Consider the following 22,627-nt stretch of genomic DNA (forward strand, 5'->3'; position numbering starts at 1 on the left):
CAATAGAAGAAGCACGGGTAGAAAGGAGAAAATTATGAACGAAAAGCCGTTTTCCCCGCGGGAAATTGCGGAATCTTTATATGTGGTCAACCGCCATGCCAAGACCGCCCCTGATCCGAGACAGCTGTACGAATTGAAAAAAGAAGTGGTTGCCAAGCTTCTCAAAGAAGGCAAAGCCAAAAGAATCGGCCTGCATTATTCCGACCGTCCCAGATTGAGCAAACAGCATTCCACCTTACTGATAGAAGTCTCCGGGTATTATTTTCACATTCCTGCTCAGAAGAAAGATTTTCAGGAATTAAAACATTTAGGGAGAGTCGATACCAGCTTCCGGAACCCCAAAGCAAGAACTTCTCTTTCTAAATCCAGGCGTACTCTTCAGCAATATTTAGGTAAACAACTCAAAAAACCTTCACCTGTATCCTCTTACGGAAGTATGCTCGGCAATCAGAGCGTGGTCCCCTGGAATCAGCGGGTCCGACGTTAATCGACGTAAACCTTTCTTGAATATTTGTTCCGAGGTAAAGACGCTGTAATTTAGCGTCTTTTCTATTTTTATCAAAGCAATGTAACCTTTTCCCTTCTACCCTTCGGAAAGGAAAATGATTTATGGTACTATCAGTGGGTAAGTTTATGTATGAAACAGCATCTGTATTCTTTGTATCGTCGCAAATATCGGGCGACTATCGTTTATCAATGTGAAACAAAAGGTGGTTATAAAGTGGAACACTTATTGAATGCACAAGTAAAACAACTTCAAATCTCGGGGATCCGACAGTTTTTTAACATGGTCGGAGACTATGAGGACGTCGTCTCCCTTACTATTGGACAGCCTGATTTCCAAACGCCGGAGCGTGTAAAAAGTGCCGCGATCACTTCTATTGAAGAAAATAAAACTGCATATACCATGAACGCCGGAATTCCGGAGTTAAGACAGGCCATAGCGGAGGATGTGAAAAAATATGGGTTGCACTACGATGCGGATTCAGAAATCATCGTTACTGTAGGGGCATCCGAAGCTATAGATATCAGCCTTAGAACTATATTGAGTCCCGGTGATGAAGTGCTTCTTCCATCCCCGGTATATCCCGGATACGAGCCTCTCATAAAAATGGCCGGGGCCAGCCCTGTCCATGTGGATATTGCTCCGTATGATTTTGTATTGACGAAAGATGCGATAGAATCTCACATCACGGACCGAACGAAAGCGGTCATCATGCCTTACCCGTCGAACCCGACCGGGGTCTCCCCTTCTTTCGGACAGCTCGAGGAAATTGCCCGATTTATGCAAAACAAAGAAATGTTTGTCATAGCGGACGAAATCTACAGTGAGCTGGTTTATAAGAATCCTCACACCTCCCTTGCGTCATTCCTGGGTTTGAAGGATAAGGTGGTAGTCATAAACGGGGTGAGTAAATCCTTTTCTATGACCGGCTTCAGAATCGGGTATGTTCTTGCACCGGACTGGATGCGGCAGCATATGTTGAAAGTCCATCAGTATAATGTTTCCTGCGCCTCTTCTGTGAGTCAACACGCCGCTCTGGAAGCGCTGAAGAACAATCAGACTGAAATAGAACGGATGAGAGCCACTTACGAAAAACGGAGAGCTTTCGTTCTGGAGAAATTAAAAGACATCGGCCTCTCCTTCGTAGAGCCGGACGGGGCATTTTACGTCTTTATCCAGTTTCCTTCCGCCAAAAGCACTTTCGAGACCGCTGTAGGTTTAGTCGAGAAATCCGGGATAGCTTTAGTGCCAGGCAGCGCCTTTTCCGAGGGGGGCGAAGGTTACATGCGCCTCTCTTACGCTTATGACCTTCCGACTCTCGAAAAAGGGCTTGAAAGACTCCGCGACTATGTAGAGCATCATCTATAGGTTCGGATACTCCTTCTATGCTATAATAGGAGTAGTATTTGTAATTACAGGAAGGAAGATTCTAATTGGCTGCAAAACAAAAAAATGAATGGCTGGAATGGGGTAAAGCGATTCTGGTCGCTGTAGTTTTGGCTTTTATCATTCGTAATTTCCTCTTCGCCACCTCTATTGTGGAAGGGGCCAGCATGGACCCTACCCTTGAAAACGGGGAGCGGGTAGTGTTCAATAAAGTGGTATATCATCTGGATGAGCCCGAGTTCAACGACATAGTCATTATCGAGCGCCCTGAGAAGAGTTATGTGAAACGTGTCATCGGTGAACCCGGAGATACAGTGGAAGTGAAAAATCATGAATTGTTCGTTAATGGAGAGAAACAGAAGCAGAACTATCTGGACCAAAGCTCTATTCAGGCGACAAGGGATTATGGGCCGATAAAGGTGCCGGACGGAAAATACTTTGTCATGGGCGACAATAGAGCTGTCAGTAAGGATAGCCGAAATGGACTGGGTATGATTGAGGAAGAAGAAATCATCGGACGGACCGAACTTGTAATTTTCCCCTTTGGAGAAGCAGAGAGAACGGAATAATCAAAAGAAATGAAAGAGGGAAGCTGCCGGTAATGGCAGCTTCCCTCTTATGCATTTTCAGCCGTTATCAAGAACAATAAATCCGATGAGTGCGATAAGGACAAATAAAAGGATCAAAAACATTGTGATTTCCATGGAGACCTTCACCTCCTAGTGTATGTATATTTCATGTTATAGTAGACAGGTAAACCTTAAACTACATCTATTCTAACCGTTTTTGATTTCAAATGAAAGAGGTGGACCATGGGAGACAGGATATTTTATTTTTTCACCGGCTGGTTTATAGTGGGTTTTATTCTGGTGCCGCTAGATCTTGTCCCTCCCTGGCTGGAGTGGGCAAACAGCGTTTTCCTGATCGCAGCCGGTGTAGTCGCCGTAACCTATTTTATACATATTTATAAGAAAAAAGCAGGTCTGTTTTACAGTGCACTTGTTTTCACAGTGAGTATTTCTGTAGAACAATTCGGCGTGCAGAGCGGCTTTCTGTTCGGCAGTTATGAATATACGGCACGTTTCGGCATCAAAATTCTCGACACCCCCATAACTATAGGCTTTGCGTGGTTACTTGTAATGGGATGCGCCGACGTTATCGCCCGGGGGATAGTCCGCCATTCCCGTTTCCTTCTTGCAACAGTCGGAGCGCTTGTTGCGGTAACAATGGACCTTATTCTTGATCCTGTAGCTTTTCAGGTCAAGGAATACTGGATCTGGGGAGAAGGCGGTTTGTACTATGACATACCTTCTCAGAACTTTTTAGGCTGGTTTATCCTCGCTTTTCTTTTCCAGTCGGTTCTCGGTCTCTTTTCCCATCATCCTGTTTCCGTCTGGCAGACGCGTATGAGTCTGGTTTTCCTCGGCATGATCGCTATGTTCAGCGTAACTGCCTTCGCGGGAGGTCTTTTGTTAGCTCCGATACTCGTTCTTGTTCTGGGGGCTTTCTGGTATACTTTGTTCAAAAGAAAGAAGGCTCGTCATGAAATACCCGAATAAAAACAGATGGATTGAAAGCGGCTTCCGAAGAGTGAGCCGCACACTCATCCGTCGTCAATTCCATAATGTTTATATTGCCAAAGACTCCGGGACTTCTCCTTCCTACGGGTTGTTTCTGATCAACCACTCCAGCTGGTGGGATGGGCTGATTCTCCATTTACTCAATGATAAAGTGTTGCGGACAGACAGTCATATTATGATTGATGAGGAGGGAATGGAGCGCTTCCCGGTGTTTTCCCGGGTCGGTGGCTTCTCAGTAGATCATAACTCTCTCTCTCATACCAGACAGGCACTCCTTTACACCGAAAAGCTGTTAAAAGAGAAAAAAGGAGTCTTTCTGTTCCCCCAGGGCGGGGAGAAACATCAGGAAATCCGTCCTCTCCGCTTCCGGAAAGGGGCAGGTTTCATTATTAGAAGATGTCTTTCGGAACCGGTGACTCCGGTCGTTATTTATTATTCATTCGGTCATAACAGGAAACCGGAAGCTTACATTCAAATCGGTCCCGCACGAAAAGGGAACGTTTCTATCACTGACTGGGAAAAAATTATGGAGCAACAGCTCGATGCACTGAAGCAAAAGGTGATGCAGGAAGATTCCGATTCGTTCAAAGAACTTCTTTGATATTCTTTCTCCTTCATGAGTCCATGCGGAGAAGGGCGCGGTATCGGAAGCAAAACGTGAATTTGTACAGGTACCTGGAGGAGGGAGAGTAATGGTTACTATTTTTTTGATATTAGCAGGGGTGCTTTTTCTTTGGACTATATTCAATTCTATGTTCATGCCGGGTTTAAAATCGAATAATCTGCGCCGGATCGCTCCGGTTTCAATTCTCATCCCCCTTAGAAATGAAGAGTTTAACGCAGGCCCACTCGTAGAATCATTGAAAAAAATCACCTATCCCGATCTGGAAATTCTTCTGTTGGACGATCATTCGGAGGACCGGACTTTCGCCCTTCTTTCGGAAGCAACCGCTGATGATCCGCGGTTCCGGCTTTTCAAAGGGGAACCTCTCAAAAAAGGATGGACCGGTAAAGTATTTGCCTGTCACCAGCTTTCCCGTCTGGCCCGGGGAGAGTATATGCTTTTTCTCGACGCAGATGTCCGGGTCTCGCCCGATATCGTCACAAAACTGCTCGCTCTCACCGGACAGAAACAGGCCTCTTTTATTTCAGGCTTCCCTTCCTTTACAGACCGGAGTCTGCTCGGACGGCTCCTTGTACCGATGCAGCATTTTGTCATTCACATGCACCTTCCTCTCTTCATGGCTAACAAGACAGAAATCCCTATGTTCACTGCAGCTTTTGGAGGATGTCTGTTTATCGAAATAGAAGCTTATGAAGAGATAGGAGGGCACACGGAGGTATTCGATTCCCTGGTGGAAGACGTACATCTCGCGAAAAAGATGAAGGAAAACAAAAAACGTACCATACTCGCTAATGTAACGTCAGACGTATCCTGCCGGATGTATGAAAGAAACGCGGATGTCTGGAAGGGGTTCCAGAAGAACATTTTCCCCGGTCTCGGCCGCTCTTTACCACTGGCTCTTCTGCTTGTACTGCTTTATACAGGGCTCTTCCTCTTCCCTTTTGCAGCTGCTTTAATTACAGTAGGAAGCTGGTGGGGTGTCTGTCTTCTGCTCGTTGCTGTTAAAATGTTCGTTGATGTCCGTACAGGTCATCCGTGGTGGATTTCTTTGCTCCTCCCTGTGTCCGCTATTTCAGTGATTCTTGTTCTCTTTTCCTCCATAAAAGTCGATCGTCAGAAGAAACAATATGAATGGAAGGGGCGTACGTATTCATGAAAACGATTATTGTGGGCGGAGGTCTTGCGGGATTATCCGCAGCTGTAACCCTCGCCTCTGAAGGAGTGGAAACTGTTCTTTATGAAAAAAGTTCCCATTTCGGAGGAAAAATGAAAAGTGTCGATATGGAAGGATTCCATTTCGACTTCGGCCCCAACACTATCACCATGCCCTACGTATTCGAAAATGTGTTAAGAAAAGGAGGTATGGGAGGATCGTTAAGCTATCAGAAACTTTCCACTCATACACGGAACCAGTTCCCTGATGGTACCGTTTTTGACCTTTCTTCCGACCGTGACGTAATGATCAGACAGCTCAACAGGATAGATGAGAAAGGAGCCAGGCGTTACGACCGGTTCTCCGAGGCCATTTCGAAACTTTTCGACACCTCTTATTCTTCTTTTCTCACACGCGTCTTCACCGGTAAAAACGATTATTTCTCCGCATCGCTTCTCACAAGTACGATGCAGGTACGGCCGATGCAAAGTATGAGCAGCTTTTACCGCCGATATTTCTCCTCCCCTCATGTACTTGACGCTCTGAACAGGTACGCCACTTACGTCGGGTCGGATCCTTATCGCGCCCCGGCAACGTTTGCGATGATCGCTTATCTGGAACTTATGGAGGGAGTGTATTACGTCCGGGGTGGCAATACCAAAATTGCCGAAACTATGGTCCAGGCAGCCGAGAATTGTGGTGCCTCGCTTCACAAAAACCGTGAAGTCGTTTCTTTGCTGAAAAAAGGGAAAAGAATTGAAGGCGTAGTGCTGGAGGACGGAGAAAAGGTAAAAGCTGACAACATTATAATCAACGGAGATCTTGCGCATACACTTCCTTCTCTGCTTGAAGAAGAGCAGCCTGAATACGACCCTTCGATCTCTGCCTTTGTTATTCTTGCCGGAATCGACGGTACACTTCCGCTGCACCACCATCACCTATTCTTTTCGGCAGACTATAAGAAGGAATTCAGCGAACTCCGCTCCGGTAAATATCCCGAAGACCCGACGATTTATATAGCAACATCCCGCAAATCCGATCCTTCGATATCCCCGGGCGGGGACAATTGCTTTATTATGGTAAATGCTCCTCCAGGCAAATCTGCAGACAAAGAAGAATATAAACAGGTGATATATAATAAACTGGAAAATAGCGGAATTCACCTATCCGAGAAGATTCTATTCGAACAGATCTGGACATCTTTTGATATTGAAAAAGAATTCTCCAGTTTCCAGGGCGCTCTTTATGGCCCGAGTGTCAATAACCGAAAACAGGCTTTCCTCCGGCCACGGAACAAATCCGACCGATTTGATAATCTGTATTTTGCCGGCGGCAGCACACATCCGGGAGGAGGTTCACCGATCGTAACTCTCAGCGGACAAAATGTAGCGAACTATCTTTTAAATAAAATAGTGAACTGAATAACGATTAAAAAAAGATCATTGCAGCCTGGCAATGATCTTTTTCTTTTGCTCGTCACTTATATATACTCTCTTATTGAACACGTCGTAATTCTCCTGTCTTACAGCTTTAAGAATATTCATATATAATAGCGCGGCCCCTTTCACCGGGAGCCTAGAAGTTACAGGGTATTCGTTAAGAGAAGTCATAGCCTTTTCATAGTAGCTCTCTGCTTTTTCGGCAAGTGATTCCCATGCCATAATGAATTCCGCAGACTTTGTCTTACTGATCAATTCTTCCCTTGTATAGCCGAAAGCCTCATAGTGCTCTCTCGGTATATAAATTCTTTCCCGCGCCAGGTCTTCTCCTACGTCACGCAGTATGTTCGTCAGCTGCATAGCGTACCCTAAATAGATGGCATCCTGTTTCAATACTTCACACTTTCCGGGTGCCAGGATAGGAAGAAGCATCAATCCTACGGTACTCGCCACATTATAGCTGTAGGTCAGCAGTTCATCCATCGTAATCATTTCAACATCCTCAAGATCCGTTTCCTGCCCCCTGATCATATCGTGAAAAGGAGCAAGATCCAGATCGAATTTCCTTCTGACATCATCGAGAGCTATCCAGAAATGACGTTGTGGCACCTCTCCCCGTCTCTCGAATCTTATCAACTCCTCCTTTACTTCAGCCAGCTCCCGTACCGGGTTTTCCCCTTCATCCACGACATCATCCACGTGACGGCAGAAACCGTAAACGGCCCACACCGCGCGTTTACGATCCCGCGGCAAGTAGGAGAAAGCTTTAGCGAAAGTTTTTGAATGATTTTTAATGACAGTATGACATTTCGCATATGCCTGTTCAATTTCCACGACATTCACCTCAATTATAAATAACCTCTCCCATTAGTTCTCCCGCAAGCAGCTTCGCTCCCTGCATAACTATCGGTACTCCGCCTCCGGGATGGATGGAAGCTCCTACCGCGTATAATCCATCGATCGGGTAAGGACGGAACTGCGGTCGAAATACGCCGGACTGTCCGAGAGTAGGTCCAATACCAAAACTACCGCCTTTATAGAGACCGGAAAGTTCCGCTTCTTTAGGGGTTCTCATCCGGAACCATTCCATATGATCACGAAGTCCGGGGAAGGCTTCTTCTTCGAGAGTATCTATAGCGTATTCTACCAGACTTTCCTCTTTCCCGTAATCAATGGATGCATCGGCCGGGACCGGGATGAGAACGTACAGCACCCCTTTACCCGGAGGAGCGAGGGTGTCGTCGACAACGGATGGATGAAACGCATATATAGACGGGTTGGCAGGAACTTTTTTCTCTTCAAATACTTCTTTCATGTGCGCACTGAAATTATTCGTCATAAAAAATTGGTGGACCGGCTGCTCTTCATATATTTTATCTGTACCAATATAAAGCAGCACACAACCTGAGGAAGGAGTGTAAGACTTGTTCAGCTGGTAACTTTTTGGCATAAGGGCGTCCATCGATGGAAAATCTCCATTGTAGATGACTTCGTCCGCAGCCTCTTCCCGGCCATCCGCGCATCGGACTCCGGTCGCCTTCCGCCCGTTGAGAAGAACAGCCTGCACCTCACAGTTTGTAACAATATCCACGCCCCGGACCTTGAGCTCTTCGGTGAGGATATCTATTACCGTAGCGTATCCACCTTTTACGTACCATATCCCTTCCACGTGTTCACTGAGAGAAATGAACGAGTAAATAGAAGGAGACCTGGAAGGGTTGCCGCCTATATAGAGAGACTGGAGACTGTAAATATCGAGAAGACGTTCCGAAACAAAATATCTGCTCATAAAAGACCGGATCGATTTATGTGCTTTCATTTCCCACAATAATTTCAAAATATCGGGATGAAGAAATTTTTTTCTGTTCTGAAACGTCTGTCCGAGTATTTGCGCCTTTCCTTTTTCAAACCAGGGCTCCATCTCTTTCAGGAACTTCAGATAACCTTCCTTTTCCTCCGGGAAAACTTCGGAAAACTCTCTCAGCTGCTTCTCTTTATTCTGAAATTTACGGAATTTTGTCCCATCCGGAAAAGTCACCTGATACATCGGCTCCATCGGCATAAGAGGTATCCGTTCTTTCTCGATACCGCCTTCCTTCATCAGGTCAAGCAGCATTTCAGGAAGAAGTACAATCGTCGGCCCCTGATCAATCCGGCTTTCTCCGTGCTTTTCAAAGACCATCCTGCCTCCCGGTTCCCCTGCTTTTTCTAACACTGTCACTTTCCTCTGCTTATCCCGCGATAAATACAAAGCGGTCATCAGTCCTCCGATGCCTGAACCGATTATTGTCGTTTTTTTCATGATTTACCAATCCAATCGCTCGTTATTTTTGCGGATTCCAAAATAGTCGGCAGACCGCTTCCGGGATGGGTCCCTCCCCCTACGAGCCAGGTATTATCAAGTTCCTCGAAGCGGTTATGGGGTCTGAAATACATCATTTGTGAGAGCTGGTGTCCAAGACTGAATGTGGCCCCTTCATAGACTTCAAAAGTCCTCTCCCAGTCTTTTGGAGTAATGATTTTCTTAACAGTGATGTGATCTCTCAAGTTTTCGTACCCTGTCTCTTTCTCAATACGATCCAGCACCACCTGTTCCACTTCTTCCTTTTTCCTGTCCCAGTCGATGCCGGAAAGGTTATTCGGTACCGGGGCAAGAATGTACAGGGCGGAATGCCCTTCCGGAGCTAGAGTGCTGTCAGTCACACTCGGATTCTGTATATAGATGGAGGGCTCATCGGAAACTTCCAGCGTACTCGTCAATTCCTCCACGTTCTTTTTGTAATCCGAAGAAAAAAGAATGGAATGATGAGGCATATCGTAAACTTTATCCACCCCTGCATAAATCATAAACGTGGAACAGCTGAGTTTTTTCTTTTTGATATTTTCTTCTTTGTATTTTTTCAATGAATCCTGATCAACCAGTTTGGTCATCGCCTGGGCGAAATCAGCATTGATTACGATTTCATCGGATTCGACACGTTCACCGGATTCAAGTTCCAGCGCTGTGGCTCTGTTGTTCTCCGTTTCAATTCGGGTAACTTTTTCCCCGAAGTGGATACGTCCCCCCCATTCTTCAAAAACCTCAGCCATAGCTTTGGAGAGTCGATTCACTCCTCCAATCGGGTGGAACACTCCGTATTCATGTTCCATATACGACAAAATGGAGAAAGCACCCGGGCATTCCCACGGGGACATTCCCAGATATTTGGCCTGGAACGAAAATGCCACTTTCAGTTTTTCATTATCGAAATAGCGGGATAACACATCGTAAACGGATTTACCTAACGTCAGCTCCGGCAGTGCTTTCAGAACGCGGGGCGACAGATAATCGAGCATACGATTGTGTTTATGCTGAAGAATCGGAGTCAGTCTGTCCATTTTTTTCTTATTTTCTCTCATAAATCTTAAGTATCCTCTTTCATTACCCGGGAAATGCTCTGTGATCGACTGAAGCATCTTATCCTGCTGATGATACATCGGCACCCGGGTACCGTTGAACAATAGCTCGTACATGGGAGTGAGCTGTCTCATATCCATGTAATCTTCCATATTCCGCCCCGATTTCTGAAATAATTCCTCCACGAGATGAGGCATACTGAGAAACGTCGGGCCTATATCGAACGTGTAACCGTCCAGCTGCCATGACCCGTTCCTGCCACCGACCCTGTTGTGCTTTTCGTATATGTGAACATCATTTCCTTCGGCTGCCAGAATCATTGCAGATGCAAGACCTCCAGGGCCGGCTCCAATGATTGATACTTTCTTCATGCCGTCACCTTCTCTCTATTTATATTATGCACAGTACCCGTTTTATTAACTCTCTAGTCTTATTTTTCGACCGCTCTGAATCTCACGCACAGAACCTTTCTATTGCAGGCATCATCTTCTCCCGTTCGTCACTTACCACAAAAAAGCGGGAAACCGAATTGTCCGGTCTCCCGCTTTTTCATTTCTGTGTGGGATGATACAGCCTGTTTTAAAATCAGTAACAGCCCTTATCCGATAATAACTCTCTCTTTCGGATAATGATAATTCCCTGTTTTCCTTTTTTCATTAAAGGAAAACAGGAATGTCAGTATCCCTATCCTTCCAATGAACATTAATCCGATCAGTAATAATTTCGTAAAGGAAGTCAATTCCGGAGTAATTCCTAGCGACAGCCCCACTGTTCCGAACGCAGAACATACTTCAAACAGTATCTCGGAGAGAGAGAATGGCTCTACCACGGAGATTACGAGCACAGAGATGAATACGGTAAGAACGGCCATAATAGTGACGACCACAGCCCGGTTCAAATCCTCCGTATACACTTCTCTTCTGAAGATACGTATACTCTGTTTCCCTCTTGCGAACGTTAAAATGTAAATGACGACAAGAGCAAAGGTGGTTGTCCGGATCCCGCCGCCGAAACTGCTTGGAGAAGCTCCGACGAACATGAGGGAGGACATGAACAGATGCGTCTGTTCCGTAAATTGGCTTATATCCATCGTGGTGAGTCCGCCACTTCTGCTGGTTACCGACTGGAACAGTGCATAAAACAGAATTTCGTGCCAGGATCGGCCACTTAAGAAGTGATTGAATTCAAGTACTACAATCATTACAGCTCCCAGTAAAATAAGAGCAAAAAAAGTGATTGTCGTCAGTTTCGTGAACAGGGAGAATCTGGTCCGTTCCCCGCTCTCGAATAGATATTGTTTCAATTCAATCAGTACCGGAAAACCGATTGCGCCTGCGATGATCAGCATCATATTGATAAATTGAACAAAGTAGTCGTCCCGAAAAGGAATTAGGGAAGCTCCCGTTATATCAAACCCGCCGTTGGTCATCGCACTCACAGCGCCAAAAAATCCCTGTAAATAAGCTTCTCCGGGTTCAAAGTACTGGAGATAATATGTACCGAGGATGAGGAAGCCTATAAACTCGATTAAGAGAACGATAAAAACGATCTGAAGAACAAGGCGGACGATCCCCGAGAAGTCCGACTGATTCTGGTCCGTCATTATAAGTCTCCGTTCCCTCAGACCGATTTTCTTACGCAGCAGTATCCAGATGATCGTGCCGAAAGTCATGATACCTATTCCACCCAGTTGCAGCATCAGTGCGATCATAAAATAACCTACTGTACTGAAGGTCTCCGGTATCGATACAGTCGCAAGACCTGTCACGCTTACGGCACTTACTGCGATGAACAGCGTATCAATGAACGCTATATCCACGCCCGGCGCATAAGCGATGGGTAACGACAGAAGAAGGGTCGCTACCGTAACTGCAAATAAATAAAATATTGCAATCACCTGAAAAGGTGAAAGTGTCCGTACCCAGTCGAATTTCCTCTTAGCTATAGCCATCCGTTTAACTCCTTACTCACATCAATTCCCTTCATTATATAGAAAATCAAAAGCGTTGTATAGACGTTACTCGGAAGTGGAAGAAGTCCGACGCTTAAACTCTTCGAGCAGCTTCTCTCCCTGGTATCCTTCTTCGAGTATCACCTGAAGAAGTTTCTCCACCTGCTCCTGTTTTTTATCCACTATGGTTCCCATAAAAAGTACGTTTATCGCTTTTTCAAAATCGTTGACTTCGAGCGGATAAACAAGGAACGTGGCGGGAGAATTACTTCTTTTCGTGATTATCACCTGAATCATCACTTTTTCATTATTTTCTACGAAAGCGCGAAAATAATTTTCATGGTCCTTATCGAGAAATGCCTCTATCAGCCAGCGTCCGTGATCATCTTCCCTGTTGATAATGAGTCCGTCTTTCAATTCTATGGATCGGAGGGTTATATCCTCCTCCTGTTCTTCGATTATATCAAGTGATACAAGCTTGAATGTTTTCATATCTCTCTCCCCCTTCCCTGCACCTGTGTACATTATAGAATAGGTCACCCAAAAGCGAAAGCCGCTGGAGATCCTTAGTAACGGACGCAGTATTTTTCCCTGCGCTTCTCGAGCAGATCTTTTCCCTTGAAGTTACAAAAAAACCGCCCTCGGTCCGGGCGGTTTTGTAACTAAATTCAGAAAGGGCTGCTCAGTTTAAAACTTACAACTTTCTTTTCTGTGAGGGTGTCTATAGCGAATTTCACTCCTTCTCTGCCTATACCCGAGTCTTTCGTCCCGCCAAAAGGCATGGCATCGATTCTGAAATCACTACTGTCATTGACCATAACTCCACCGACCTGCAGGTTCTGCACCGCATAGAACGCACGATTTACGCCTCTCGTAAAAATCCCTGCCTGGAGGCCGTATTCAACATCATTGGATTTATCTACAGCTTCTTTAAGGTTCTGCACCGGCTCCACGAGGACCACAGGTCCAAATATTTCCTCTTTGGCGATTGTAGAATCCGGAGGAACATTAGTGAGTATGGCCGGTTCCACATAAGCTCCGCTTCTTACGCCCCCGGTTTCAATCCTTGCTCCCCCTGCTTTTGCTTCATGAATCCATTGTTCTACACGTTTTGCTTCTTTTTCTGAAATCAGGGGACCGACATCCGTGTCCTCGGTGAATTTATCCCCCATCTTCAGTTTTTTCGTTTCTTTAATAAATTCCTCAAGGAAAAGCGGGTAGGAGTCCTGTTCCACATAGACTCGCTGTACACTGATGCAATTCTGCCCGGCCGCACTGAATCCTCCGTCTGTACAGGCTGCGACGGCATCTTTTAAATCAGCGTCGTTCAGAACGATGACCGGAGAGTTTGAACCCAGTTCCATGTTAACGTGTCTGGTACCGGTCTTCTCGGTGATTTTTTTTCCGGCATCCGTACCGCCTGTGAACGAGAGCGCCTTGATATACGGGTGATTCACCAGCTCTTCACCAATTTCCCTTCCCGGACCGGTCACTACCGACAACATTCCCTCCGGCAGACCGGCTTCCGTAAAAGCTTCGGCCAGTTTAAGAGCGCTCAAAGGGGTCTCAGAAGCCGGTTTTAGAACGACTGCGTTACCACCGGCAATGGCGGGACCCAGTTTGTGGGCGACCAGATTCAGAGGATCATTGAAGGGGGTGATAGCACCTACTACTCCTACCGGGAAGTGATAGTAATAACCGACTTTATTTTCGTTTCCTTCCACCTGGTCGAAGTTTACTGTTTCCCCCTGGATCCGTCTAGTCTCTTCTGCGGCAATTTCGAGCGTCTGAGCGGAGCGCGCAACTTCTCCTCTGGCTTCATTTATCGTTTTACTGCTTTCTGAGGCAATCGTTCTGGCAAATGATTCGGCATTATCCGATACATACCGGCTTACGTATTTCAATATACGGATCCTTTCATGGACAGGCCACGATTCGAGGGAACTGAATTTCTTATGGGCAGACTCAATAGCATACTTCATATCTTCTTTCGATGCTCTCGGCACCGTCGCAATACACTCGTTATTCTGAGGATTTATTACGCTGATGGTTTCTTCCCGTTGCACCCATTCTCCTGCTAACAGCATTTTCACTTCCTCGGTTCTTGTTGTCTTCATACCTTCCCTCCTCTACAGCTTTTCAGGCTTTCGTTCCTTATGATAATGAATCAGGTCTATGAGCAGCGAAAAACCCGTTTCTTTTCTTCCGGCCCCTGCTCCCGTCAATAACACCGGACCCAGAAGGTCACACTCATACAGTATGGCATTAGTCGCCCCGCTTACCCCGGCGAGGGGGTGATCCTCTTTTATTTTCTCAGGAGCTACACTTCCGGTGACCGAGCCGTCTCCGTTTCTTTCCACTTTTCCGATGAGTCGCCATTTTTCCCCGTTAGCCATGGCGTTTTCCACATCTTCCATTCTCATTTCCGTTATACCTTTGCATTCGATATCCTTATAATCGAGTGGCTGGTTCATCAGATAGTTCGATAAGATCGATACTTTATACCTTGCATCATAACCTTCCACATCATTGGTCGGGTCGGCTTCGGCGTAACCGTTGGCTTTCGCCTGTTCGAGGGATTCATCATAAGTTTTTCCTTTTTCCATTTCCGTCAGAATATAATTGGTGGTGCCGTTCAGTATACCGCTGATTCTGTTAATGTCATTCCCGGCCAGAGTTTCTTCAGGCATCCGGAGGGCCGGTGTACCACTCATGACCGTGCCTTCGAACCCGAAAAACACCCCGTGATCTCTGGCCATCTCTTTCAGTTCATTGTATGCGAGGGCTACCGGACCTTTGTTCGTAGTAATTACGCTTTTTTTACCGGCAAACGCTTTCCTGCAATGGGTGATCGCCGGTTCTCCTGTATTGACATCCGTAAACGTCACTTCCACAATTACATCCGCATTTGTCGTTTCTATCGTTTCGATACTGGAGAGGCCCTTTATGACCCCCGGCTGTTCCGGATAATTTTCGACAGAGCCGTCTTTTCTTATACACTCGAGCAGCTGCTGCACGTCGAGACCTTTTTCCTGATATACGGAGCCTTTCATCAGATCCGATACGGCTACGATTTTCGTTTCAAGTCCATATCGCTCATGCAAGTTCTCCGCTTTCTCTTCAAGTATTTCGACGAGGGCCTGACCTACGCCGCCGAAACCGATCATTGCAATATTCGTCATTCTATCCCTCCTGGTTCTTCCAGTAGGATTGTAAGATTCCTACCATAATATCAAGGCCTTTCTGAAGGGCCTGCTCATCTATATCGAAGTCCGGTTGGTGAAGCATCCTTTCCTTTTCCAACCCGCAACCGAGGAAAAACATCGTGCCTTTCAAGCGGTTGACCATGTGGCTGAAATCTTCACTTCCCATGCCGAAGGGCTCGTTGTATATTTCAAAGTTCGCCGCTGCCTTTCTTACTACTTCATTAAGATCTTCGTCATTAATGAGAGCCGGCTCCCCTTTCTGGATCTTCCACTGGTACTGGCCTCCGAGTGAATGGATCATATTAATCTTTTCGAGCAATTCTTTTTCCAGCTGATACCGGACCTGGTCCGTGTATGACCTCATCGTTCCGTAAATATCCACTCGGTCAGGGATAATATTACTCGCGGTCCCGGCATGAATTTGTCCTACACTAATCGTGCCTATTTCCAGCGGATGCATTCTCCGCCCCGTCATGCTATAGACTGTCTGCAGAAACTGTGTGGTCATCCATATTGGATCCGCGCCCTGATGAGGATAGCCGGCATGTGCTCCTTCACCGAAAATCGTGATATGAAATTCATCATTGTTAGCCATGCTCGGTCCGTCGTTCACCTGAATTTCTCCCGTGCGCAACCACGGGCACATATGCAGAGCGTATATAGCATCTATATCTTCAAGAAGCGGGGAGCGGATCATTTTCTCGGCACCCGTCTCCCCTTCTTCATCCGCCGTCTCTTCGGCTGGCTGAAAGATGAGCTTGATCGTCCCTGTGATCGTTTCTCTGTGTTCCTTCACCCAGTGAGCTACGCCGAGAAGGATGGCACAGTGAGCATCATGACCGCAGGCGTGCATCACCCCTTCATTCACTGACGCATATCCGGCGGAGGACTGCTCAGTGATGGGGAGTGCGTCCATATCTGCACGCACACCGACAACCGGCCCTTCTCCGTTCGAAATGACGGCCACAATACCGTAGCCTCCTACCTGTTCGTGAACTTCGAAGCATTCAAGCTTTTTTAATTTTTCCGCTATATACGCACTTGTCTCTTTTTCCTCGAAACTGAGCTCCGGATGCTGATGCAAATGGCGCCGCCATTCCACCATGTGGTCAGATAAAGTTTCCGGTCCATACATCTCCATTCCTCCTAGCTTTTCGGAGAAACCTTCTGCTCGACTTTTTCGAAAGCCTGCTTCAGATCAGCTTTCAGATCTTCTATATCTTCAATCCCGGCAGAGTAACGGATCAGTCCTTCCGGTATGCCCATTGCTGCCCTTTCTTCCGGTGTACATTCCACATGGGAAGTTGTACGTGAAGGTCCTACGATCGTTTCTACGGCTCCCAGGTTCGCGGCCTTATTGGCAAATTGTAAAGCCGGAATGAATTCACGCACCGTCTCTACTCCTCCTTTTACGGAGAAACTGAGCATACCTCCGAAACCATGCATCTGTTTTTTAGCGATATCATAGTTCACATGCTCCTCAAGTCCCGGATAAAATACGTCTTCCACAATATCAAATGTCTTCAGATATTCGGCGATGTCGTGAGCGTTTTTATTCTGCTGGTCTATGCGCAGTTTCAACGTCTTCATTCCTCTGAGCAACAGGTAGGCCGACATAGGATCCAGTGTGGCCCCGTTGATTTCTCTATAATGATACACCTGTTCCACCAGTTCCCTGGAGCCCACAAGCGCGCCGCCAAGAGCATCTGCGTGGCCCCCCAGAAATTTGGTGGCACTGTGGATAACCAGATCGACACCAAGATCCAGCGGGTTCTGATTTACAGGGGTGGCGAACGTATTGTCGACGATTACGATAGCCCCGTTGGCTTTCCCCACTTTGGCCATGCGTTCGATATCGGTGATCTTCACCGTGGGGTTCGTAGGTGTCTCAAGATACAGGATTTTACATCCTTTCTCCACTTCGGCTTCGAGTACCTCATGATTGGCTGTTTCGCATAATTCCACATCCACGTTCATTTTCGGAAGAAACTCGGTGAAAATCTTATTCGTCCCGCCATAAGTGTCCTTAATGGAAACAATTCTGTCCCCCGGAGTGAGGAAGGTGGTCAGCGTGTTACTGATAGCAGCCATCCCGGTGGAAAAACTGGTGGCAGCCTCTCCTCCTTCGAGATTTTTGATCTTATCTTCGAATGCTTCCACGGTCGGGTTCGTATTTCTTCCGTAAATGTGACCTTTCTTCTTGCCTGTGGCTACTTCATACCACTCATCCATATCCTCATAACCGAAGGAAACGCTATGAACCACGGGTACCTGCGTCGCGCCAAAAGCCAGCTGATCTTTCTCTCCTGCCCAAATGGATCTTGTACTGAATTTACCTTGTGTCATGATCATCATCCTCCTATAATTTGATTAGCGTATCTTGCGATGGCCGTATCCTGGGCTCCCGTGCCAGAAAGGTCGGTCACTGTTATCTGTTCTTCATTTCTTCTGGCGACGACCCCTTTGCCGGTAATCTCGCCCAGTTCGATCGTATTCTCTATTATATTGTTGTCGTTACAGGCACGAAGTTCCCCGAGCCTTCTGGACTGCAGCAGGGAATCACATGTAACGACGTCCGCTGTCGCCAAAACTTCTTCAGAAAGTTCCTGTTTATGCTCGGCGTCCGAGCCCATGGCTGTTATATGAAGACCCAGGTGCAGCCACTCTGCCTGCACAATCGGTTCACTGGCAGGAGTCGTGGTGACGACTATATCGCTTTTTCTCACAACTTCTTCAGCAGTCGCCGTGACAGTAACAGGAAGTCCAAGTTTCTCTTCCATTTCCTCCTTGAATTTCTCAGCCTTCTCCAGTGATCGCCCCCACACCCGAACATTTTTTAATGAACGAACGATGGTAAGCGCTTCCAATTGATATCTCGCTTGAGAGCCGGTCCCGATAATTCCGGCAGATACACTATTTTCCTTGCTTACATGTTTTGCGGCTACAGCTCCGGCTGCGGCGGTCCTTAAATCAGTTAAGAGACCCTGATCTACAAAAATTTTACGGATTTCCCCAGTCTCACTGTCTATCAGAATCATCATTCCATTCGAAGTCGGCAATCCTTTTTTCGGGTTATCAAAGAATCCGGTGGATAGCTTCACGCAAAAGCTTTCATACCCCGGGATATAAGCCGATTTAATATCAACCTCACCATTAAACTCAGAGATATCTATTCGCATAATTTCAGGCATAATCACCTGTCTGCTCGCCAGTGCGGTGAAAGCTTCTTCGATCACAGATACCAGTTCTTCGGTCAGTAAAAGCTTTTCTTCCAGTGTGCTGCGGTCAATTACTTCAATAGCAGTCCCCCCCTTTACGAGCTTATTGAATCAGTATTGAAGCCGAAACTCTCTTTTCTGATCAGCTCCAGCGGATGAGTCGTGAAGAGTTCATACCCTGTTTCTGTAACACGGAACGTCGTGGAAATTTCTATTCCGTCATTTTCGAACCACAAAGCCGGAATAATGTGAAACGTCATGTTCGGTTCGAGCACCGTATGGTCGTCCTTTCTTATACTTACCGTATGCTCGCCCCAGTCCGGCGGGTAGGATAAACCTGTCGAATACCCGAGCCTTGCTTCTTTTTCAAAACCGTACTGCTTAATAGAGTTGCGCCATGCGGCCTCCAGATCACTGCATCTGGCTCCCGGCCTTATCACCTCCAGGGTGTTCCTTATCCCCTCTTCCACAACGGAGGCGACGTAATTGAGCCTTTCTCCCGGCTCACCGAGAGAGATGGTTCTGGCCATCGGAACGTGGTAACGTTTGTAGCAGCCTGCCGTCTCGATAACTACCGGAGAGTTTTCCTGAAATGGCTGGTCGGACCAGGTAAGGTGGGGCATGGAGGTATGGTCCCCCGTCGGCATCATCGGAACAATCGCCGGGTAGTCGCCCCCATATTCGGGGGTGCCGCTTATCAGGTGATAATATAACTTCGCAACTGCATCATTCTCCCTGACACCGGGCTGGATATAGTCAATAGTTTTACGCATCGCTTCGTCTACGATAATTCCGGCTCTTCTCATATACTCGATTTCCTGTTCGGACTTAATGAGCCTTACATAACCTACAAGGTTCGACGCATCGGAGAAAACAGCATCAGGAAGGGCAGCCTGCAGTCGTTGAAAAGACTTTGCCGTAAAATAGAACTGTTCCAATTCCACTCCGGTCCGTCTGTTTCCCTGTCCGATTTCTCTTAAAATTTCTCCGATGAAATCCATCGGGTGATATACATCTGAATGAACGTAGTAATCAGGATAGGCGATGACATTGTCATTGTATATCCATGTAGTCGCCTTAGCTCCGTTGGCATCCATCGTACGCCCAATCCACAGGGGCTGAGGCTCGTCTATGATTACAATCAGCATCTGGTGAACATAAAATGACCATGCATCATACCCCGTTAAATAATTCATGTTTGACGGGTTCGTTATACACAAGACTTCCAACCCGTTCTCCTCCATACGCTTCTTCGTTTTATCCAGCCTATTCTGATATTCCGTAATGTCGAACGGAAGCACCATGGTTATCCCCTCCTTTACCTTTGATCTTTGCAACTTTCTATATCTTATTTTACGTTATAAAAGGTTCGAATATAATGTTCTAATTGTATGAATATTCATTTATTTCTTTCGTACAAATGTGTCATACTTTTGCGTGTAGCATTCCTTCCCTTTCTTTATATGGAGCACAAAAAAACGGAAGACTTCAGAATGAATTCCAAAGCCTTCCGTATATTCTGCTTATTCTTTGATTAACATCCACATCCTCACACTTAATTCCAGCAAAAAGAAATCGTCTGCTTCGAGCAGGGATAGGCCGGTCAGACGTTCAATATTTCTCAGTCTGTGAAGCAGCGACTGACGGTGAAGATTCATGGCCCGGGCAGTCTGACTTACGTTTGAATTGTACTTGTTGTATACCATGAAGGTGTGCAGGAGGTCCGCCTGTCTCTTTTCATCGTACTCTATAAGGTCTTTTAAAGTATACGTGACGAGGTCGACCACTTCTTCGTTTTTTGAAATGGAAAGCAATAAACGGTTAACCTTCGTATCAGCAAAAAAAGTACGAAATCCCGCTTCTTCACGCCTGTACCCGAATCTGAGTGCCGTAACAGCTTCCTGATAGCTTTCGTAAAAGGCTTTTATCCCGTCCCCATGAAAAGAAATTCCCCACGAAACGGTAATACCTGCAAGTAATTCATGCAGCCGCCTCTCTACGAGATCAAGAAACTGATGGGTCGTCTCCATATAAGATTCTTTATCAGCCTCCAGAAATATAATTACCCGACCATCTTCAAAAGCGGTCATCCGTTCCCTTTTTATCTGGTCGGCCGCATGCTGGATCTCCGACTGGACGTAATAGTTTCTGCTGTGCATGGAGGAAGAAGCCACGTTACTGTCGATGGAGGTTACGTGCGTCTGAATTTCCTTGGAGAACTGTATGTCCCCTGCAATACAAACGTAAGGTTTCTCAAGATTATATCCGAGCAGATGCCCTTTTTCCATTAAACCGTCACTGATTTCTTTATTCTCCCGTGCAAGATCGAGCAGAAAATTATCTCTCAACCTGATTTCCGTCATTTCGATGGCGTTCTCCTTCACAAAGAAAAGAGCACAGGCAGTAACGGCATGCTCAAGTATAGTGAGATCCGAGGCACTGAACGCCCCTTTCCCTTCTTTGAAAAGGAGATATCCCTGCTTTTTATGGTTGGATAGAATAGTTAACTGATAACATTCTCCACTGTCGAATTCATACTTCTCTATCGGGTAGTGATGTTCAAGATAAGAAGTTTGAGTAAAAGGTACGGAACGGTACGCCCCTGCCTCATTTTGATTCAAAATGTCTATCATTTTCCTGTCAAAATAATGATTGGCACGTACGTTGCGATCTTTATCACTTATAGCGACGGGGATGGAAGTGTGTTCGTATACCAGTGACGAAATTTCCTTCAAACCTTCTCCGTTCAGCACACAATCCACCATTTCCTGACGGATATGTTCCACAAATCGCTGTTCTTCTCTTTTTTCTTCAGAAATTGCCTGCAGAACTTCCTGCATAATATCTCCGAACCTGACCTCCCAGGGAACTTCCAGAAGCACGACCCCATTCCTCTTGCATTCTTCTACAATTGTATCGGGAATAGTGAAAATATACCGTCCCGTAGCAAAACCGATAGCAGACGCTCCTGAATCGATAACGTCTCTCGTATACTGTTCCAGACACTTCGGGTCATTGCTGCATCCCATTCCGGTCGAAAGCACGAACTCCTTCTGTTTGACGAAGTCCTCCACCGGCGTTTCGATAACACTGATCCACTCCACCATCTGTCTGTGAAGTAAAGAAGAGGGAGTGAGAAGTGTCGATTTTTCCATTACAGGCAATTCCATTATATCGCTCATAAGCAGCCCCATTACGTATCACCCGGCCTCTACAGTTGTTTCAGTATTTCCGCCCCGATATTATTCCCAGTTATTAAAATGACTACATTCTCTCCCTTTGGCAGCCGCTCTTCCAGTATCCATCCGACCCCGGAAGCAGCCGCACCTTCTACCAGCATTTTATGTCTGTCCAGCATGAATTTGATCCCATTTCCAATCTGTCTCTCCCCGACAAGTACGCTTTCATCCATTACCTGTTTCGTCATTTCATAAGTTAACGTATTCTCCTTCCCGAGCCCGCCGAGAAGGCTGTCAGCAAGCGTATCCTTTTCGGGAAGTGTAACCGGACCTCCCCTTTCGATACTTTCATGCATGACGGCACCTCCTTCCACGGAGACACCGGTAACCTTGATGGCTCCGTTGATCTTTTTGAGGCACGTGCCCACCCCCGACATCAGTCCTCCTCCGGAAAGAGGAACTAACACGTGATCCACAGAAGGGCACTGCTCTATTATTTCAAGTCCGATCGTCCCCTGCCCTGCAATTACTGCTTCATCATCAAACGGGGGGACTACTGTCACATCCGGAAGGGAATAACAGTATCTCTCAGCTTCGTCCTGACTTGTGCCGGTAACGACGACCCGGGCGCCAAGCTCCTCCAGACGTTTCTTCTTTACATCGGGGACTCTTTCAGAGATACATATAGTCGCAGGTATGCCTTCCTCCCGTGCCACATAGGCGACAGCAATGCCGTGGTTGCCTGTTGAAAACACGGCCACCCCTTTTGCCTTCTCCAACTCAGTGAGCCCTTTTATTTTATTGGCAGCTCCTCTCAGTTTAAATGCCCCCGTAGGCTGTTCCGTCTCCAGTTTGAGATATACGTTCGCTCCCGTCTTTTTTGACAGAGCGTCCGAATATATACAGCGGGTTTTTTCTATCAGGGAGTCGATCCGCTGTTTCGCCCTGTAAAACTGCTGCAGCTGCATAACACTCCTCCTTTCGGATT

At 46.5% G+C, this 22,627-nt stretch carries 20 protein-coding genes; 7 read left to right on the forward strand and 13 right to left on the reverse strand.

Translation table 11 applies throughout. The features are described from left to right. Positions 1 to 34 precede the first annotated feature (34 nt). The 7 genes from AAV35_RS07875 (at position 35) to AAV35_RS07905 (ending at position 6,670) form a co-directional block, all read left to right on the forward strand. A complete protein-coding gene (locus AAV35_RS07875) occupies positions 35 to 487 on the forward strand; it encodes a YkyB family protein (RefSeq protein ID WP_008589620.1) in 453 nt (150 codons plus the stop codon). A gap of 234 nt (positions 488 to 721) precedes the next feature. After that, a complete protein-coding gene (locus AAV35_RS07880; RefSeq protein ID WP_008589618.1) occupies positions 722 to 1,873 on the forward strand; it encodes an aminotransferase class I/II-fold pyridoxal phosphate-dependent enzyme in 1,152 nt (383 codons plus the stop codon). A 65-nt stretch (positions 1,874 to 1,938) separates the two neighbouring features. Then, positions 1,939 to 2,460, forward strand: coding sequence for a signal peptidase I (gene lepB, locus AAV35_RS07885; protein WP_008589616.1), 522 nt, complete (start codon positions 1,939 to 1,941; stop codon positions 2,458 to 2,460). A 243-nt stretch (positions 2,461 to 2,703) separates the two neighbouring features. After that, positions 2,704 to 3,450 (forward strand): carotenoid biosynthesis protein, encoded by a 747-nt coding sequence (locus tag AAV35_RS07890; protein ID WP_008589614.1) that lies wholly within the window; start codon positions 2,704 to 2,706, stop codon positions 3,448 to 3,450. Next, the gene (locus AAV35_RS07895; RefSeq protein ID WP_008589613.1) at positions 3,434 to 4,072 is read left to right on the forward strand and encodes a lysophospholipid acyltransferase family protein; all 639 of its coding nucleotides are present in this window, start codon (positions 3,434 to 3,436) and stop codon (positions 4,070 to 4,072) included. The genes AAV35_RS07890 and AAV35_RS07895 overlap by 17 nt, the downstream gene beginning before the upstream one ends. Before the next feature lie 91 nt (positions 4,073 to 4,163). Then, complete coding sequence (locus tag AAV35_RS07900; RefSeq protein ID WP_008589611.1) at positions 4,164 to 5,252, forward strand: glycosyltransferase family 2 protein; 1,089 nt, start codon at positions 4,164 to 4,166, stop codon at positions 5,250 to 5,252. Next, positions 5,249 to 6,670, forward strand: a complete 1,422-nt coding sequence (locus tag AAV35_RS07905; RefSeq protein ID WP_052034748.1) for a phytoene desaturase family protein — start codon at positions 5,249 to 5,251, stop codon at positions 6,668 to 6,670. The genes AAV35_RS07900 and AAV35_RS07905 overlap by 4 nt, the downstream gene beginning before the upstream one ends. An 18-nt stretch (positions 6,671 to 6,688) precedes the next feature. Here AAV35_RS07905 and AAV35_RS07910 read toward each other — a convergent pair whose 3' ends face one another. The 13 genes from AAV35_RS07910 to AAV35_RS07970 form a co-directional block, all read right to left on the reverse strand. Continuing rightward, a complete protein-coding gene (locus AAV35_RS07910) occupies positions 6,689 to 7,522 on the reverse strand; it encodes a phytoene/squalene synthase family protein (RefSeq protein WP_040609322.1) in 834 nt (277 codons plus the stop codon). A gap of 10 nt (positions 7,523 to 7,532) precedes the next feature. Further along, positions 7,533 to 8,990, reverse strand: a complete 1,458-nt coding sequence (locus tag AAV35_RS07915; protein WP_008589607.1) for a phytoene desaturase family protein — start codon at positions 8,988 to 8,990, stop codon at positions 7,533 to 7,535. Then, the gene (locus AAV35_RS07920; protein ID WP_008589605.1) at positions 8,987 to 10,456 is read right to left on the reverse strand and encodes a phytoene desaturase family protein; all 1,470 of its coding nucleotides are present in this window, start codon (positions 10,454 to 10,456) and stop codon (positions 8,987 to 8,989) included. The genes AAV35_RS07915 and AAV35_RS07920 overlap by 4 nt, the downstream gene beginning before the upstream one ends. A gap of 227 nt (positions 10,457 to 10,683) precedes the next feature. Next, entirely contained in the window at positions 10,684 to 12,036 is a 1,353-nt protein-coding gene (locus AAV35_RS07925; protein ID WP_008589604.1) for a TrkH family potassium uptake protein, read from the reverse strand. A 66-nt stretch (positions 12,037 to 12,102) separates the two neighbouring features. Further along, positions 12,103 to 12,528: a YwpF family protein gene (locus tag AAV35_RS07930; RefSeq protein ID WP_008589599.1), complete on the reverse strand. Its 426-nt coding sequence runs from the start codon at positions 12,526 to 12,528 to the stop codon at positions 12,103 to 12,105. Between the two features lie 176 nt (positions 12,529 to 12,704). Further along, complete coding sequence (locus AAV35_RS07935) at positions 12,705 to 14,153, reverse strand: aldehyde dehydrogenase family protein (protein ID WP_008589596.1); 1,449 nt, start codon at positions 14,151 to 14,153, stop codon at positions 12,705 to 12,707. Between the two features lie 12 nt (positions 14,154 to 14,165). Further along, positions 14,166 to 15,218 carry a homoserine dehydrogenase gene (locus tag AAV35_RS07940; RefSeq protein ID WP_008589595.1) on the reverse strand — a complete coding sequence of 351 codons (1,053 nt, stop codon included), beginning with the start codon at positions 15,216 to 15,218 and terminating at the stop codon, positions 14,166 to 14,168. 1 nt (position 15,219) lies between these two features. Continuing rightward, entirely contained in the window at positions 15,220 to 16,377 is a 1,158-nt protein-coding gene (locus AAV35_RS07945) for a M20 metallopeptidase family protein (RefSeq protein ID WP_008589593.1), read from the reverse strand. A gap of 11 nt (positions 16,378 to 16,388) precedes the next feature. Continuing rightward, a complete protein-coding gene (locus tag AAV35_RS07950; protein ID WP_008589591.1) occupies positions 16,389 to 17,588 on the reverse strand; it encodes a cystathionine gamma-synthase family protein in 1,200 nt (399 codons plus the stop codon). 5 nt (positions 17,589 to 17,593) lie between these two features. Beyond that, positions 17,594 to 18,541 (reverse strand): cyclodeaminase, encoded by a 948-nt coding sequence (locus AAV35_RS07955; protein WP_040609295.1) that lies wholly within the window; start codon positions 18,539 to 18,541, stop codon positions 17,594 to 17,596. A gap of 14 nt (positions 18,542 to 18,555) precedes the next feature. Beyond that, positions 18,556 to 19,764 carry a M24 family metallopeptidase gene (locus AAV35_RS07960; RefSeq protein ID WP_008589588.1) on the reverse strand — a complete coding sequence of 403 codons (1,209 nt, stop codon included), beginning with the start codon at positions 19,762 to 19,764 and terminating at the stop codon, positions 18,556 to 18,558. 219 nt (positions 19,765 to 19,983) lie between these two features. Continuing rightward, a complete protein-coding gene (locus AAV35_RS07965; protein ID WP_237757026.1) occupies positions 19,984 to 21,642 on the reverse strand; it encodes a PucR family transcriptional regulator in 1,659 nt (552 codons plus the stop codon). A gap of 29 nt (positions 21,643 to 21,671) precedes the next feature. Continuing rightward, on the reverse strand, positions 21,672 to 22,607 hold the full coding sequence (locus tag AAV35_RS07970; protein WP_008589584.1) for a pyridoxal-phosphate dependent enzyme: 936 nt from the start codon (positions 22,605 to 22,607) through the stop codon (positions 21,672 to 21,674). Positions 22,608 to 22,627: the final 20 nt, after the last annotated feature.

The organism is Salimicrobium jeotgali (genome assembly GCF_001685435.2).
In the GTDB taxonomy this organism is placed as follows: domain Bacteria; phylum Bacillota; class Bacilli; order Bacillales; family Halobacillaceae; genus Salimicrobium; species Salimicrobium album.

What these genes read in the sequence shown, in the direction of transcription:
- AAV35_RS07875 (WP_008589620.1), top strand. Translation starts at nt 35, where the DNA reads ATGAACGAAAAGCCGTTTTCCCCGCGGGAAATTGCGGAATCTTTATAT.
- AAV35_RS07925 (WP_008589604.1), bottom strand. Translation starts at nt 12,036, where the DNA reads ATGGCTATAGCTAAGAGGAAATTCGACTGGGTACGGACACTTTCACCT.
- AAV35_RS07895 (WP_008589613.1), top strand. Translation starts at nt 3,434, where the DNA reads ATGAAATACCCGAATAAAAACAGATGGATTGAAAGCGGCTTCCGAAGA.
- AAV35_RS07965 (WP_237757026.1), bottom strand. Translation starts at nt 21,642, where the DNA reads ATGAGCGATATAATGGAATTGCCTGTAATGGAAAAATCGACACTTCTC.
- AAV35_RS07940 (WP_008589595.1), bottom strand. Translation starts at nt 15,218, where the DNA reads ATGACGAATATTGCAATGATCGGTTTCGGCGGCGTAGGTCAGGCCCTC.
- AAV35_RS07960 (WP_008589588.1), bottom strand. Translation starts at nt 19,764, where the DNA reads ATGGTGCTTCCGTTCGACATTACGGAATATCAGAATAGGCTGGATAAA.
- AAV35_RS07950 (WP_008589591.1), bottom strand. Translation starts at nt 17,588, where the DNA reads ATGACACAAGGTAAATTCAGTACAAGATCCATTTGGGCAGGAGAGAAA.
- AAV35_RS07890 (WP_008589614.1), top strand. Translation starts at nt 2,704, where the DNA reads ATGGGAGACAGGATATTTTATTTTTTCACCGGCTGGTTTATAGTGGGT.
- AAV35_RS07920 (WP_008589605.1), bottom strand. Translation starts at nt 10,456, where the DNA reads ATGAAGAAAGTATCAATCATTGGAGCCGGCCCTGGAGGTCTTGCATCT.
- AAV35_RS07930 (WP_008589599.1), bottom strand. Translation starts at nt 12,528, where the DNA reads ATGAAAACATTCAAGCTTGTATCACTTGATATAATCGAAGAACAGGAG.
- AAV35_RS07970 (WP_008589584.1), bottom strand. Translation starts at nt 22,607, where the DNA reads ATGCAGCTGCAGCAGTTTTACAGGGCGAAACAGCGGATCGACTCCCTG.
- AAV35_RS07935 (WP_008589596.1), bottom strand. Translation starts at nt 14,153, where the DNA reads ATGAAGACAACAAGAACCGAGGAAGTGAAAATGCTGTTAGCAGGAGAA.
- AAV35_RS07915 (WP_008589607.1), bottom strand. Translation starts at nt 8,990, where the DNA reads ATGAAAAAAACGACAATAATCGGTTCAGGCATCGGAGGACTGATGACC.
- AAV35_RS07905 (WP_052034748.1), top strand. Translation starts at nt 5,249, where the DNA reads ATGAAAACGATTATTGTGGGCGGAGGTCTTGCGGGATTATCCGCAGCT.
- AAV35_RS07900 (WP_008589611.1), top strand. Translation starts at nt 4,164, where the DNA reads ATGGTTACTATTTTTTTGATATTAGCAGGGGTGCTTTTTCTTTGGACT.
- AAV35_RS07945 (WP_008589593.1), bottom strand. Translation starts at nt 16,377, where the DNA reads ATGTATGGACCGGAAACTTTATCTGACCACATGGTGGAATGGCGGCGC.